The following is a 13,448-nucleotide window of genomic DNA, read 5'->3' on the forward strand; positions in this document are numbered from 1 at the left end:
AAGTGGAATAAAGCCATATTGATGCATGAATGTGATTGATGGACGATGCCATCATGACTTCTCAGACCTCTTCTTCTTCTTTGCAAGCGTTGGTTGCCACGCCGGTTGTGGCCGCCACCTCGCCGCCCAATGCAGCCACTGGCGGCAACTGGCGCATGGTGCTGGCTATGGCGCTTTCCGGAACCATCGGCCTGCTGGTGTTGGAGAGCGGCCTGCCCGTGCTGTGGGTGGTGTGGTTGCGTTGTCTGCTCGGCGGCCTCGGGCTGGCAGCCTGGGTGCTTTGGTCGGGCCAGTGGTCCAGGCCGAGCTGGCGCGAGAGCGGCTGGCTTCTGCTGGGGGCGGTGGCGCTCATCGTCAATTGGTTGTGCCTGTTTCGTGCCTATGAATACAGCGGCATTGCCATCGCCACGGTGGTCTATCACGTGCAGCCCTTCTTGCTGTTGCTGCTGGCCGCTCTGTTGCAGGGCGAGCCTCTGCCGCTCAGCCGGCTGCCCTGGCTGGTACTGGCGCTGATCGGCGTGGGCTTGAGCAGCGGCCTGGTCGGGATGGCTGACCAGCAGGCGTGGCAAGGGCAATCCTTGGGCATTGTGCTGGCGCTGCTGGCAGCCGGTCTTTATGCCATGGCCACCCTGGCCACCCAGCGGCTCAGGCGGCTTGCGCCGGCACAGATCGCGATGCTGCAGATGCTGGTGGGGGCGCTGAGCTTGCTGCCCTGGGTGTGGGAGCTGCGCGCCCAGGCACTCTTCAGTCCCAAGGCCTGGGGAGCGGTGCTGGTGCTGGGTCTGGTGCATACGGCCTGGATGTACACGCTGATGTACACGGCATTTCAAAGACTGAAGGCACAGGCGATCGCCGGTCTGTCCTTTATTTACCCCGTCATGGCTTTGCTGGTGGATTTGCTCTGGTTTGGTGCCAAGCCGCAGCCGGTGCAGTGGCTGGGGATGGCACTGGTTCTGGGGGCGCTTGCAGCCTACAGACGTAGCGAGCGTAAAAGTTAGTCAAAAATAGCTGCGAGCGTCTATGAGTCAAATGCTGGCAGCTATTGTTTTAAATCCAGGGAGTAAGCGCCAGCACTAGTGGCATCAGCACAGCCGTGGCCACGCCGTTCAAGCCCATGGCCAGTGCGGAGAACGCACCGGCTGTGGGGTTGAGCTGAATGGCGCGCGCTGTGCCAATCGCATGGGCCGTGAGTCCGATGGCAAAGCCCTGCACCGCCGGATCCTTGAGACGCAGTACGCGACACAGCAGCGGTGCCATCATGGTGCCGCTGATGCCGGTGATGGCCACGGCCACTGCGGCCAGCGAGGGCGTTCCGCCAAAACGCTCTGCCATGGGCAGGGCGATGGGAATGGTGGCCGACTTGGGGGCCACGGCGATCAGCGTGGCGTGCGAGCCGCCGAAAGCCCTGGCAATGCCCAGGGCTGAAAACAGTGCGACGAGACAGCCCACCAGCAGCGCCACGCTGATGGGCAGCCACAGCTGGCTGATGCGTTCGCGCTGGGCGTACAGCGGGATGGCCAGTGCCACGGTGGCCGGCCCTATCATCAGGCCCAGCAGGGATACGCCGCTGCGGTAGGTCGCATAAGGCGTGCCTGTGATCATCAAAATGGCGACGATGACCACCACGCCCGTGAACACCGGTATCAGCAGGGGGCGGTTACCGCTTTTTTTGTAGACGGCCATGGCCGCCATATAGACCAGCATGGTCAGCACCAGCCAGGGCAGGGGCGAGCCTTCGGCCAGACTCAGCCAGGTGGTGTGCAGACGCTCAAGCAGTGAGGGGCTCATACGTTGTGCTCCTGTTTGGCAGCGGACTCCTCATCCGGCTGGCGAGTGCGCTGGCGCTGCAGGCACAAGCGGAAGGTGAGGGCGGTAGCGGTGAATGTGATGGCCGCGCCGGCAATGCAGGCCAGCACAAACGGCAGCCATTCGCGGCGCAGATGGTCGAATTCCAGCATCACGCCCGCAATGACGGGTATGAAAAGCAGCATCATGTTTTGCAACAGCACCTGAGCCGTGTCTTCCAGTGACTTGGGTAGACGTTTGTAAAACAGCAGGCCCAGCAGCAAAAGCAGGGTGCCGATCAGCGCGCCGGGCAGAGGCAAGCCCGTAAAGCGGGCCAGGAACTCACCCAGTAGCTGAAAGGCGAAAAGTACAGCAAGCGCATACAGCATAAAGGTGGTCAGCTCCTGAATAATGAGTTGGCAGCCTGTTGTCAGGCTGCCAACTCTGTGAGGGTGGTGTATAGCTCGGGTGAATAAAGGTAAAGCCGGTGGGTAACTATTGCGCGTCGCTGATGACAGGTTTATCTTGGATCTCAGGCGCTTCGGAGCCGAAGCGGCCAGTCATCGCACGAGCTTAGGAGAAGTCACCATGCAAACCGCAGTCTATCGCGCACCTGTGTATGAACCTACGGTCGATGAATTGGAAACGCTCAAGAAGCTGGAGCTGGGCGAGGATGTCTCCCTGTGGTCTGCTGCCAAGGAGTATCTCTCCAGGCGTCTGCTGGAGCGGGGGCTGGTGGAGCAGGACGCAGAAAAGCACTGGCATATCACCGATTCGGGGCGTCTGGTGATCCGGCGGCAGCTCTGAAAATCATCAAGGGTTAACCCTTTGGTTGTAATTGCCTGATTTGGAGGCAACCTACCTTTCAACCCGCAAGTACAAGGGCTTGTGGGCTGTTATCACCAGGATTTCACCGGATATCCACAATAATGTCCACATGATCTGTGGAAAAAGGCGCTGTCATGGACAGCGCTTTTTTTGTGCCTTGACTCAAGCCTGGCTTGCTCGGATTGACAGCAAAGGATCTCGTTGACAGTACAAGCACAGCGATGCTCAAAAGGCATTTTTCAGAGAGAAATGACCCTGGTGACCTGCTATGTACTAAGGGCTGAAGCGAATGGATGTTTGCCAGATGGGGCGATGCTGCCGGTGCCAAGTCTGGCATCGCAAGATATGGGGCCGCACCAGATTGTGCAAAGTTATGCACAGTGACTGTGCAACTTCGAAAAAATGAGCGAGCAAGAGAGATCCTGCCTTATCCCGGCAAGGCAAAGGCATGCAGCTGTGGCGTGATTGATGCGCCGGCTTTTCGCGTGGAGAACGGAAGGCTGGATGGAGCGAAGCTGCCTTCTCGGCTTGGGTATGCGGTGCCGGATCGGACCGGAATGCCCTGCTGTGGGAATTTCAATTCCCTGCGCTCGCCCTGGAGGGATGCGGATTGTATTCGATATTTAGGCGCAAAAAATTGTCGTGGCGTTCCTTTGGACAAAAAACGCGTTGCGCTCATGATGTCGATATGGGAGGGGCCAAGCTGAGCCGCTTTGTCAGAAGGTACTGTGCTTGGTGCCTATCAGTGCGGAGTGGCTGCGTATTTGAAGCGCGAAAATCAACAAGGGTGGGTTGAAGCCCGCCCTTGTTAGGTGAGTTGCTGTCAGCGCCAATGAAGTGCTTTAGCCCTGTTCGCTTTTGACCAGCCTACTCACTTGTAGGCACGAAAAACAGGTACTCACCCGGCCCCATCTGCGGGGTAATCACATAGCCTTCGCACTGCCTGTCCTTGCATTTCACAGGGATAGCGCGGGGCCAGATAGTTGCCGCAGTCGGGTAGCCAGGCAGGTACTGCGGCACATGCCAGACGCCATAGTCGCCTACTGGTTCGGCTTGCTGCGAGCCTGCTGCACCTTGCTCGCCACTTCCGAAGATCTGGCGTTGAATGCTCAACGGTTCATTGACGGCCCTGGAGTCGGGTGCAGCCAAAGACGAAGCGCAGCATAGTGCAATCGCTAAAAGAGCTAGAGTCTTGCCCATAGCGGCCTCCTAGATTAGGAATCACGCCCACTAATTGTCGTACAGCTGTGCTGTACGTGGATCTTCCATCACAGAGGTGATAGCCGTGGGGCGAGTGACTTCAGGTGCAAAGCTTGACTGAGCCTCTGAGGGAGGCGCAGCAGGATTCGGGCTGCCTTGTGCCGACGCATCCGGGCCGTAGTTGTTACGGCGCTCGTCTGCAGTCATGGATTGCGGGCATTTCGAGCCCGTGATCTCCAGTGCCACGCGAGCGGCGGGATCCATGCAGTCCATTGCCAGCGAGGCGGCCTTCATGCCCTTGTTCCAGAGCTCACGGCTCATTTTCAGGCGCTTGCAATGCTCGTCCGTCCAGGTGGTGCCGAAGCTCACGCCAAAGCCAGGGCCGTTGGCACTGCCGCTGCTGCTGCCCATGCAGGTGTCATTGCTGGTCGTGAGGTTGGGGCCGTTCACGCTGGGAACGTTCTTCATCGTGTAAGTGCCTGTGTACTCCACAATGTTCTTGGATGTGCCGGACACAGTGCTGTTTAGGTTCTGCGTGGTCGTTCCGGTTGTTGTTATTTTTTGGTCGGAAGTTGAAGTGGATCTGCTGTCCATCGTGGATGCAGATCGACTTTCCGCCGGGGCAACGACCGGATTGACAATGGTGACCGACTGATTCTGTTGCGCCCCCACGGAAGAGGAGCTAGAGGAGCTTTGCGCGCTGCTGTCGGCACTTTGCGCATAACTGCACAAAGGAGCGCAAAGAGTTAACAGAGCTAGTGAGAATTTCATGCTTTGCTCCTACGTTGCCCGAGCCCGGCCAGGCGGCCAGACCCGGGACAAACACAACTATCTTGGGACAGCTGCCTTAGTTGGCATTGGCAGTAGAGCCTGCACCAGCAGTACCGGAGGTGCCGCCACCGTTGGAGAAGTAGCCAGCGTTACCCCAGGAGCCGGCATTTTGGTGAACGGTACCCACAGAGCCTGCGTTGGATGTGGTGTTGGTCAACGAGCCCCAAGGTGAGGAAATGGCTCCCGATGTGGCGTTGTAGCCAGAGGTGGTGCCCGCATTGTTGTTGACGTAGGCCAGGCCGCCGCCAGGGCCGGCGCCAGTTGCCGCAACATTCGCGGTCTGAGAAGAGGCGCCGCCGAAGGCCGTGCCACTGACGGGTCCTGCGTTATAGCCGGCAGCAGCAGCCGAGCCCGCATTGGCATTGGTAGCCGCTACGCCGCCCGCAACACCATTGCCGGTGGTTGCGGAAAGGCTCTTCACATTACCGAAAGTAGTTGCGCTACCGCCAACAGCTGCCCCACCGATGCCAAAACCGCCTGCGCCGATCGCACCACCGGCAGCGTTTGCATTGGACGTGGCACCGGAGGTGGCGCTATTCATGCTCAGCGCACTTCCGTTGCCCGAGCTGGCAGCTCCCGACAGCGTGGCAGACGATGCGCTTGACGTCGTGTTTGTGGCTGCAATGCTTGAGCTGCTCACAGCAGCAGATGCAACACCAGCCAACGCAATAACCGCCATGGCAATCAGAGACTTTTTCATGATCATTCCTTTGAATAGCGAGTTCTCAGACAACTGAGAGTGTGTGAGCGAAAGACCGATGCAATTTCGCAAAGGCCAGTGTTAACCGTCAACAAGTTCTGGAGTGCTTTGTTACGTTCCAAAACTGCTTTCGGTGAAGGCAGTTTCAGAAAACGACGGAGAAACAGTAATACCCAATTCAAAGATATTCTTGAAGAGTTTAAAAGGATGAAAAAAATGATTTATTTGTTGTGGTTTGTGAATGGCGTGCTATTGAAAAAATAGCGATTGTTGAAAAATTCTTACAATGCTAAAAAATGTAATCTGTATTTCATTTTATTTTTCATATCCATTGTTTCAAAAATAAAGGGTTTACATCTATTTTTATGATGAAAAGAAGTTAATACCTTATATTCCAGTATTAATTTGTAAAAAGTTAAACCTAATTTTTCTTTGTTTGTTTTTTGTAGATTTTCAATGGGATGAGTTCTATTTTTCGCGGGGTTCGCAAGCAATCGACTCATCAAATGGAGTGCCCCATGTATCTATCCGACGCATTTATGAGCTCACGGTTTGGTGATGCAGGCAGTGCAGAAGTCACATCTACAGTCTTTGGGCGCATGTGGCCGTCCGACATGAAGGGGCAGCAGAACCAGCCGGTGAGAGTCTTCCTGGTTGACGAAGACAGCCATGTCAGGAATGTGATTTCGCGGGAACTCATGCGTGACCCGCGCACTCTTCTGGTCGGGCAGGCCTGCAGCTACAGAGAGGCTCGTAAGAACGTCTTTTTGGAAGAGTTCGATGTGCTCCTCATCGACCTGTCTATTGGTGAAGGCCAAGGGGCCGAGTTGCTGGAATCGATCCAAATAAAGAGACCTGACGTGTTGAGCATTGCAATTTCTGCAAGTGAAAACGACGATGCGGCAATGAATGCTCTTAAAAAAGGCGCTGTTGGGTATCTGGTAAAAAACTCATGGTTTGGAAGTTACTCGCAAGCCGTGCTGGAAGTGGCCAATGGCGGAGCGGCTATATCTCCAGTAGTGGCGAAGAAAATCATTCCAAAAATATTCAAGGCCAACTTGCCTGAGGAAAGTATCTTCAAAAACAAGAGCTTTGATTCGCTGACCGAAAGAGAAGTGGAAATATTGAAATTGATAGCTCAAGGAAAAAGCTCTCTCGAGGTTGCGTCCTACTTGCAAATAAGCCCCTTGACTGTGTCAACGCATATAAAAAATATTTACGGAAAAATGCAAGTAAGAACCAGAGCGCAAGCCGTCAGATGTGCAATCCTGATAGGAGTTATTTGAATAATGCTGTTGGCTGTGTCCAAGGTCTTACATGAAAAAATACTCTGTCTGACATCGAGTATTGAAATGATGTTTAACAGTGGGGACGTACGGACAGGAAGTCAGGATGAGTCTTCGACTAACAAGGCCCGGGAAATATGCCGGGAAATATGAAAAGTACGGTAGTGGCGGGCTGCTGAGTTCGATGCAGCAGGATGAAAAGCCGGGGCAATGCCCCGGCTTCGTGTTTCTAGAACTTCCAGCTGAGACTGGCCTTGAAGCCGTGCGCCTTCTGGGAGCCAGAGATCTGCCCCACATAGGACGTCCCGATCGTCATCGACTTGGAAACCTTGGCGTCGAAGCCAGCTTCCAGCACCAGGGGGTGTGGTTGCATTACAGGGACTTCCCGTCAATGCAACAACGCCACTTGGGGAATGACGCGGAGCCCCGGCCAATGAAATAGAGGGGCTTCGACCCAATTGCGAAATGGTTTTTGCGCCAATCGTTTTTTTGAGATGCGCGAAATCGCAATTTGCGGGGGGAGCATTGCGGCCAATGAAAAAGCCGTTAAGTCTTTGGAACTTAACGGCTTTTTTGCATGTGGTGCCCGGGGCCGGAATCGAACCGGCACGCCTTGCGGCGGGGGATTTTGAGTCCCCTGCGTCTACCAATTTCACCACCCGGGCTTCGCTTAGCGCAGACGCGAATTATGGCACAGTATTGGACATGAAAACTTATTCGACCATCGAACATGCTATCGGTCACACGCCGCTGGTGGCATTGCAACGCATCGGCGCGGATGCAAACCGTGAGCGTGCAAACGTAGTGCTGGGCAAACTCGAAGGCAACAACCCGGCTGGCTCCGTCAAGGACCGGCCTGCACTGTCCATGATCCAGCGTGCTGAAGAGCGTGGCGAGATCAAGCCCGGCGACGCACTGATCGAGGCAACGTCGGGCAACACCGGCATTGCCTTGGCCATGGCTGCAGCCATCAAGGGCTATCGCATGATTCTGATCATGCCCGAGGACCTGTCCATTGAGCGCGCACAGACCATGAAGGCCTACGGTGCCGAGCTGATTCTGACGCCCAAGAGCGGCGGCATGGAATATGCGCGCGATCTGGCTGACCAGATGGTGGCCCAGGGCAAGGGTGTGCTGCTGGATCAGTTTGCCAACCCCGACAATCCCAGGGCTCACTATGAAACGACAGGGCCGGAGCTGTGGGAGCAGACCGGTGGCGAGATCACCCACTTTGTGAGTGCCATGGGCACCACCGGAACCATTACCGGCGTGGCCAGGTTCCTCAAGGAAAAGAACCCGAACATCAAGATCATCGGCGCTCAGCCTTCCGAGGGATCGCGCATTCCTGGCATCCGCAAGTGGCCCGAGGAGTATCTGCCCAAGATCTATGACGCTTCGCTGGTCGACGAACTGGTCTATGTGACCCAGGACGATGCCGAAGACATGGCCCGCCGCATGGCGCGCGAAGAGGGCATCTTTGCGGGCATCTCGGCAGCCGGTGCACTGTGGGTGGCCCAAGAGATTGCCAAGCGCGAGCAGAACGCCACCATCGTGTTTGTGGTGTGCGACCGTGGTGATCGCTACCTTTCTACGGGCGTGTTCCCGGCATGAGCTATGTCTTTTGCGTGAGAGCGCAAAAGCGAGTCAAAGCTCCAAATGACAGCCAGCGCTTGTCCATCAAGCGCTGACTGCTATCAATATCAAGCATAGGACTTACGCAAACAAGAACGCAACAGCGGCCTGCCTTCTGAGACAGTCGCTTCGCCTGAACCCGTTTTGCGTAAGTCGTGAAGAATACGGAGAGCCTCATGGCTTATGAAGTCCGCTTTTGTTCCAACTGCGCGACCGAGCTGCAATGGATTGTGGCCAGCGAGGACAGCGGCGAGGTACAGCGTCTGCGCTGCCCCAGTTGCGGGTTCACGCATTGGGGCAATCCCACGCCGGTGCTGGCGGCTGTGGTGGAGGGTGATGACGGCCGGGTGCTGCTGGCGCGCAATGCACTGTGGCAAGAGGGCGTTTTCGGCCTGATTACGGGCTTCATGGAAGCCGGTGAATCGCCAGAAGCCGGTATCTGTCGCGAGGTTCTCGAAGAGACGGGGCTGCGCGTGAAGGCGCTGCGTCTGCTGTGTTGCTCGGAGTTTCTGCGCATGAATCAGGTGTTGATTGCCTATCATGTGCGCGTGCAGGGCCGGCCAGAGGATGTGAGGCTCTCGCCTGAGCTGCTGGAATACCGCTGGCAGACGGCCGAGGAGTCGCTGTGCTGGCCTGCGGGCACGGGCTACGCTTTGGCAGAGTGGATCAAGCAAAAGGGCTTTGAGCCACGCTTTGGCGCTTTCCGTCCCGGTCAGAACTCCGAGCCTGACCCCGCAAAATGGCCCGTGCGACGCTGGGCCGATGACCCTCGCTTTACGGTGGCCCCGGCTCTGGTTTGAGCAAAGACCGCGCTGGTGCTGCCAGCGCACGGTTTTTCTACAATCGGCGCTGACGAGGAATCCAACCCATGCACGTAGACCAAGAAGTTGACACCCGCGGCCTGAACTGTCCGCTGCCCATTCTCAAGGCCAAGAAAGCGCTGGCTGCCATGCAAAGTGGCCAGTTGCTCAAGGTCGTGGCCACGGATACCGGCTCCATCCGGGACTTCCAGGCCTTTGCCAAGCAGACCGGCAATGAGCTGGTCGAGCAGCAGACGGTGGGTGATGAATTCATCCATATCCTGCGCCGACGTTGAAAACCATTGGTTGACGCAACAAAGGCCTGCATTTGCAGGCCTTTTGTCCTCAGGGGCTTGGGCCGTCGGGCTTAGATACTCAAGCTTTTGAGGTATTCGCGAAAGCTGTCTCCTACTTCGGGGTGCTGCAGCGCCAGCTCTACCGTGGCCTGCAAAAAGCCTTCCTTGCTGCCGCAGTCATAGCGCTTGCCGGCGTACTGGAAGGCGTAGACGGCCTCGTGCTGCATCAGACGCTCTATGGCGTCAGTCAGCTGTATCTCTCCGCCCACGCCCTGGGGCTGGTTGCGGATCTGGTCGAAGATGGCCGGGGTCAGCACATAGCGGCCGGCCACGCCCATGCGCGACGGGGCTTTTTCGGGAGCGGGCTTTTCCACGATCTCGTCGATGCGCATCAGCGGTCCGCCAGCGGGCTCGCCCTTGACGATGCCGTAGCGCTTGGTGTGCTCCAGCGGCACTTCCTGCACGGCTAGCAGCGAGCGGCCTTGCTTCTGGAAGGCGGCCGTCATCTGTGCCATCACGCCGGGGCCGCCGTTCTCTCCGGTCATCAGGTCGTCGGCCAGAATCACGGCGAAGGGTTCGTTGCCCACCAGCGGCTCTGCGCACAGCACGGCATGGCCCAGGCCCAGCGAGCGGGGCTGGCGCACGAACAGGCAGTTCATATCGGCAGGGCTGACGCTGCGCACCAGGTCCAGCATGGCTTGCTTGCCGGCATTCTCCAGCTCGTTTTCGAGTTCGTAGGAGGTGTCGAAATGGTCTTCGATGGCTCGCTTGCTGCGGCCGGTGACAAAGACCATGTCGCGGATGCCTGCCTCGTACGCCTCTTCTACGGCGTACTGGATCAGCGGCTTGTCCACCACAGGCAGCATTTCCTTGGGTGAAGCCTTGGTGGCTGGCAGAAAACGGGTGCCCAGGCCTGCAACAGGGAACACGGCTTTGCGAACGCGGGTTTGATTGCTCATAGAAACTCTCTCCATTCCATTTCCCTGAGGCTTGCATTTGGTGCAGCCCAAGCTGGTGGCGCCAAGCAAGGGCCGCCCCGCCGCGAGGGTGACATCCCCCTTTTCAGGGGCACGCCGCGTAGCGGCTCAGGGGGTTCTCGTTTCAGCCCAGGCGAGCGAGTTGCTCGTTGATGCGTGTCAGTGTCGAGCCGAAGTCGGCAAGACGCTTGCGCTCTTGCTCCAGCACCGCAGCAGGAGCCTTGGCGCAGAAGGCCTCGTTGCTCAGCTTGCCGTTGGCCTTGACGATCTCGCCTTCGAGGCGCTTGGCCTCCTTGGACAGGCGGGCCTTCTCGGCTGCCACGTCGATTTCGACAAACAAAGCCATGCGGATGTCGCCCAGGACGTTGACCGGAGCGGACTGTGCGGCGGTAGCCCATTCGGCTTCGTCATCGAACACCTTGACTTCGCTGAGCTTGGCCAGGTTCTTGAGCACATCGGCATTGGCGCGCAGAAATGCCGAGTCCTCGGCATTGCCGGCCACGGTGAGCAGCGGCAGGCGCTGGGCGGGCGACACGCCCATCTCGCCGCGCAGCGCGCGGCAGGCATCGACCATCTGCTTGATGCGGCCCACGTAGGTGATAGCGGCTTCGTCGATCTTCTCCGGCTGTGCTTCGGGGTAGCGTGCCACCGCGATGGACTCGCCCTTGAGGCCGGCCACGGGAGCGACCTGCTGCCACAGCTCTTCCGTCACGAACGGAATGATGGGGTGTGCCAGACGCAGAATCGCCTCCAGCGTGCGGATCAGCGTGCGGCGCGTGGCGCGTTGCTGGGCTTCGTTGCCGGTCTGGATCTGCACCTTGGCGATTTCCAGATACCAGTCGCAGAACTCGTTCCAGACGAAGTCGTAGATGGTGTTGGCCACGTTGTCGAGGCGGAACTCGGCAAAGCCCTTGGCCACTTCGGCCTCGACCTTTTGCAGCTGCGAAGCAATCCAGCGGTCGGGCTGGCTGAAGTGCATATAGCCTGCGAATTCGCCGCCAGGCTGGCATTGTTCCTTGGTGTGAGGAGCCAGGCCGCAGTCATGGCCTTCGCAGTTCATCAGCACAAAGCGCGACGCATTCCAGAGCTTGTTGCAGAAGTTGCGGTAGCCCTCGCAGCGCTTGCTGTCGAAGTTGATAGAGCGGCCCAGCGACGCCAGCGCGGCAAAGGTGAAGCGCAGTGCATCCGCGCCATAGGCGGGAATGCCTTCGGGGAATTCCTTTTGCGTGTTCTTGCGCACCTGAGGAGCGGTCTCGGGCTTGCGCAGGCCGGTGGTGCGCTTTTCCAGCAGCGGCTCCAGCGAGATGCCGTCGATCAGGTCGACCGGGTCCAGCACATTGCCTTCGGACTTGGACATCTTCTTGCCTTGCGCATCACGCACCAGACCGTGGATGTAGACATGCTTGAACGGCACGCGACCCGTGAAGTGCGTGGTCATCATGATCATGCGCGCCACCCAGAAGAAGATGATGTCGTAGCCCGTCACCAGCACCGAGGAGGGCAGGTAGAGGTTGTAGTCATCATCGGCTGCATTGCCCTGCTCGGGCCAGCCCATGGTGGAAAACGGCACCATGGCGGAGGAGTACCAGGTGTCCAGCACGTCGGCGTCGCGGCGCAATGTTTTGCCCGGGGCTTGTGCCTGGGCTTCTGCTTCGTTCTTGGCAACGTAGATATTGCCTTCTTCGTCGTACCAGGCCGGAATCTGGTGGCCCCACCACAGCTGGCGCGAGATGCACCAGTCCTGGATGTTGTTCATCCACTGGTTGTAGGTGTTGACCCAGTTCTCGGGCACAAACTTCACTTCGCCCGAGGCCACTGCATCGATGGCCTTTTGTGCGATGGATTTGCCGGTGGCGTCACCCGTGCCTTCGTTGGCCACCTTGCTCATGGCGATGAACCACTGGTCGGTCAGCATGGGCTCGATCACCTGGCCGGTACGGTCGCAGATCGGCACCATCAGCTTGTGCTTCTTGATCTCGACCATCAGGCCCAGCTCTTCCAGGTCGGCCACGATGGCCTTGCGGGCCACGAAGCGGTCCATGCCGCGGTATTTCTCAGGCGCTTCGTCGTTGATCTTGGCGGTCAGCGTCAGCACGCAGATCATGGGCAACTTGTGACGCTGGCCCACCTGATAGTCGTTCTGATCGTGCGCAGGCGTGACCTTCACCACGCCGGTGCCGAACTCGCGATCCACATACTCGTCGGCGATGATGGGGATCTGGCGTCCCACCAGAGGCAGGGTCACGGTCTGGCCGATCAGGTGCTTGTAACGCTCATCTTCCGGGTGCACCATCACGGCCACGTCGCCCAGCATGGTTTCGGGGCGGGTGGTGGCCACCACCAACTGACCTTCACCGCTGCTCAATGGGTAGGCGATGTGCCAGAGCGAGCCGTCTTTTTCCTGGTTCTCGACTTCCAGATCAGACACCGCAGATTGCAGCACCGGGTCCCAGTTCACCAGGCGCTTGCCCCGGTAGATCAGGCCTTGCTGGTACAGCTTCACGAAGGTCTCGGTCACCACCTTGGACAGCTTGTCGTCCATGGTGAAGTATTCGCGGCTCCAGTCCACGGTGTCGCCCATGCGGCGCATCTGTGTGGTGATGGTGTCGCCGGACTTTTCCTTCCACTCCCAGACCTTCTTGGTGAACTCGTCACGGCCCAGGTCATAGCGGCTCACGCCCTGGGTCTGCAACTGGCGCTCCACCACGATCTGGGTGGCGATGCCTGCGTGGTCGGTTCCGGGAATCCAGGCCGTGTTGTAGCCCTTCATGCGGTGGTAGCGCGTCAGCGAGTCCATGATGGTCTGGTTGAACGCGTGTCCCATGTGCAGCGTACCTGTCACATTGGGTGGGGGCAGCTGGATGGAGAAGTTGTTGCCTGCCGCCGTGGCTTCGGTACCGGGCTTGCCTGTGCCGCGATAGCCGGCATTGCCGTAGCCGCGCTTTTCCCACTCAGGGCCCCAATGGGCTTCGATGGAGGCAGGTTCAAAAGACTTGGAGAGGCTGTCGAGGCCGGGCTGTTGAATGGTGTCGCTCATGGCTGCGTTACAAGAACTCTGGAAATGAAAACGGCATCCTGAAAAGGGATGCCGTCTGCATGAAAGATAAGGACGG

14 protein-coding genes and 1 tRNA gene are annotated in these 13,448 nt (G+C 58.1%); 6 read left to right on the forward strand and 9 right to left on the reverse strand.

Going from position 1 to position 13,448, the window contains the following annotated elements:
• Positions 1 to 53 precede the first annotated feature (53 nt).
• Complete coding sequence (locus tag QYQ99_RS19630) at positions 54 to 998, forward strand: DMT family transporter (protein WP_302089637.1); 945 nt, start codon at positions 54 to 56, stop codon at positions 996 to 998.
• A gap of 49 nt (positions 999 to 1,047) precedes the next feature.
• On the opposite strand, the gene QYQ99_RS19635 is transcribed toward QYQ99_RS19630, so the two are convergent.
• Entirely contained in the window at positions 1,048 to 1,788 is a 741-nt protein-coding gene (locus QYQ99_RS19635; RefSeq protein WP_302089638.1) for an LrgB family protein, read from the reverse strand.
• Complete coding sequence (locus tag QYQ99_RS19640) at positions 1,785 to 2,174, reverse strand: CidA/LrgA family protein (protein WP_302089639.1); 390 nt, start codon at positions 2,172 to 2,174, stop codon at positions 1,785 to 1,787. The genes QYQ99_RS19635 and QYQ99_RS19640 overlap by 4 nt, the downstream gene beginning before the upstream one ends.
• Before the next feature lie 199 nt (positions 2,175 to 2,373).
• Here QYQ99_RS19640 and QYQ99_RS19645 point away from each other — a divergent pair, with 199 nt between their 5' ends.
• Complete coding sequence (locus QYQ99_RS19645; RefSeq protein WP_302089640.1) at positions 2,374 to 2,592, forward strand: hypothetical protein; 219 nt, start codon at positions 2,374 to 2,376, stop codon at positions 2,590 to 2,592.
• Positions 2,593 to 3,480: 888 nt separating this feature from the next.
• On the opposite strand, the gene QYQ99_RS19650 is transcribed toward QYQ99_RS19645, so the two are convergent.
• The 3 genes from QYQ99_RS19650 to QYQ99_RS19660 all read right to left on the reverse strand — a co-directional run bounded on the left by QYQ99_RS19650 (position 3,481) and on the right by QYQ99_RS19660 (position 5,284).
• Positions 3,481 to 3,813 (reverse strand): hypothetical protein, encoded by a 333-nt coding sequence (locus QYQ99_RS19650; RefSeq protein WP_302089641.1) that lies wholly within the window; start codon positions 3,811 to 3,813, stop codon positions 3,481 to 3,483.
• A 30-nt stretch (positions 3,814 to 3,843) separates the two neighbouring features.
• Complete coding sequence (locus QYQ99_RS19655; protein WP_302089642.1) at positions 3,844 to 4,281, reverse strand: hypothetical protein; 438 nt, start codon at positions 4,279 to 4,281, stop codon at positions 3,844 to 3,846.
• A 379-nt stretch (positions 4,282 to 4,660) separates the two neighbouring features.
• Positions 4,661 to 5,284 carry a hypothetical protein gene (locus QYQ99_RS19660; RefSeq protein ID WP_302089643.1) on the reverse strand — a complete coding sequence of 208 codons (624 nt, stop codon included), beginning with the start codon at positions 5,282 to 5,284 and terminating at the stop codon, positions 4,661 to 4,663.
• Between the two features lie 578 nt (positions 5,285 to 5,862).
• Between QYQ99_RS19660 and QYQ99_RS19665 the strand changes: the two genes are divergently transcribed.
• A complete protein-coding gene (locus QYQ99_RS19665; protein WP_302089644.1) occupies positions 5,863 to 6,630 on the forward strand; it encodes a LuxR C-terminal-related transcriptional regulator in 768 nt (255 codons plus the stop codon).
• 229 nt (positions 6,631 to 6,859) lie between these two features.
• Here QYQ99_RS19665 and QYQ99_RS19670 read toward each other — a convergent pair whose 3' ends face one another.
• Entirely contained in the window at positions 6,860 to 7,003 is a 144-nt protein-coding gene (locus tag QYQ99_RS19670; RefSeq protein ID WP_302089645.1) for a hypothetical protein, read from the reverse strand.
• Between the two features lie 207 nt (positions 7,004 to 7,210).
• Positions 7,211 to 7,295: transfer RNA gene (locus tag QYQ99_RS19675), tRNA-Leu, on the reverse strand.
• Positions 7,296 to 7,335: 40 nt separating this feature from the next.
• Between QYQ99_RS19675 and cysM the strand changes: the two genes are divergently transcribed.
• The 3 genes from cysM (at position 7,336) to QYQ99_RS19690 (ending at position 9,358) form a co-directional block, all read left to right on the forward strand.
• Entirely contained in the window at positions 7,336 to 8,241 is a 906-nt protein-coding gene (gene cysM / locus QYQ99_RS19680) for a cysteine synthase CysM (protein ID WP_003069113.1), read from the forward strand.
• A 197-nt stretch (positions 8,242 to 8,438) separates the two neighbouring features.
• On the forward strand, positions 8,439 to 9,062 hold the full coding sequence (locus QYQ99_RS19685; RefSeq protein WP_302089646.1) for an NUDIX domain-containing protein: 624 nt from the start codon (positions 8,439 to 8,441) through the stop codon (positions 9,060 to 9,062).
• A 68-nt stretch (positions 9,063 to 9,130) separates the two neighbouring features.
• Complete coding sequence (locus QYQ99_RS19690; protein WP_003052800.1) at positions 9,131 to 9,358, forward strand: sulfurtransferase TusA family protein; 228 nt, start codon at positions 9,131 to 9,133, stop codon at positions 9,356 to 9,358.
• Between the two features lie 71 nt (positions 9,359 to 9,429).
• Here QYQ99_RS19690 and galU read toward each other — a convergent pair whose 3' ends face one another.
• Complete coding sequence (gene galU, locus QYQ99_RS19695; protein WP_302089647.1) at positions 9,430 to 10,317, reverse strand: UTP--glucose-1-phosphate uridylyltransferase GalU; 888 nt, start codon at positions 10,315 to 10,317, stop codon at positions 9,430 to 9,432.
• Between the two features lie 142 nt (positions 10,318 to 10,459).
• A complete protein-coding gene (locus QYQ99_RS19700; protein WP_302089648.1) occupies positions 10,460 to 13,372 on the reverse strand; it encodes a valine--tRNA ligase in 2,913 nt (970 codons plus the stop codon).
• Positions 13,373 to 13,448: the final 76 nt, after the last annotated feature.

It is taken from the genome of Comamonas testosteroni (assembly GCF_030505195.1).
Classification (GTDB): Bacteria; Pseudomonadota; Gammaproteobacteria; order Burkholderiales; family Burkholderiaceae_C; genus Comamonas; species Comamonas testosteroni_G.

Coding starts and splice junctions, on each gene's coding strand:
- QYQ99_RS19630 (WP_302089637.1), top strand. CDS start 54: ATGACTTCTCAGACCTCTTCTTCTTCTTTGCAAGCGTTGGTTGCCACG.
- QYQ99_RS19635 (WP_302089638.1), bottom strand. CDS start 1,788: ATGAGCCCCTCACTGCTTGAGCGTCTGCACACCACCTGGCTGAGTCTG.
- QYQ99_RS19640 (WP_302089639.1), bottom strand. CDS start 2,174: ATGCTGTATGCGCTTGCTGTACTTTTCGCCTTTCAGCTACTGGGTGAG.
- QYQ99_RS19645 (WP_302089640.1), top strand. CDS start 2,374: ATGCAAACCGCAGTCTATCGCGCACCTGTGTATGAACCTACGGTCGAT.
- QYQ99_RS19650 (WP_302089641.1), bottom strand. CDS start 3,813: ATGGGCAAGACTCTAGCTCTTTTAGCGATTGCACTATGCTGCGCTTCG.
- QYQ99_RS19655 (WP_302089642.1), bottom strand. CDS start 4,281: ATGAAGAACGTTCCCAGCGTGAACGGCCCCAACCTCACGACCAGCAAT.
- QYQ99_RS19665 (WP_302089644.1), top strand. CDS start 5,863: ATGTATCTATCCGACGCATTTATGAGCTCACGGTTTGGTGATGCAGGC.
- QYQ99_RS19670 (WP_302089645.1), bottom strand. CDS start 7,003: ATGCAACCACACCCCCTGGTGCTGGAAGCTGGCTTCGACGCCAAGGTT.
- cysM (WP_003069113.1), top strand. CDS start 7,336: ATGAAAACTTATTCGACCATCGAACATGCTATCGGTCACACGCCGCTG.
- QYQ99_RS19685 (WP_302089646.1), top strand. CDS start 8,439: ATGGCTTATGAAGTCCGCTTTTGTTCCAACTGCGCGACCGAGCTGCAA.
- QYQ99_RS19690 (WP_003052800.1), top strand. CDS start 9,131: ATGCACGTAGACCAAGAAGTTGACACCCGCGGCCTGAACTGTCCGCTG.
- galU (WP_302089647.1), bottom strand. CDS start 10,317: ATGAGCAATCAAACCCGCGTTCGCAAAGCCGTGTTCCCTGTTGCAGGC.
- QYQ99_RS19700 (WP_302089648.1), bottom strand. CDS start 13,372: ATGAGCGACACCATTCAACAGCCCGGCCTCGACAGCCTCTCCAAGTCT.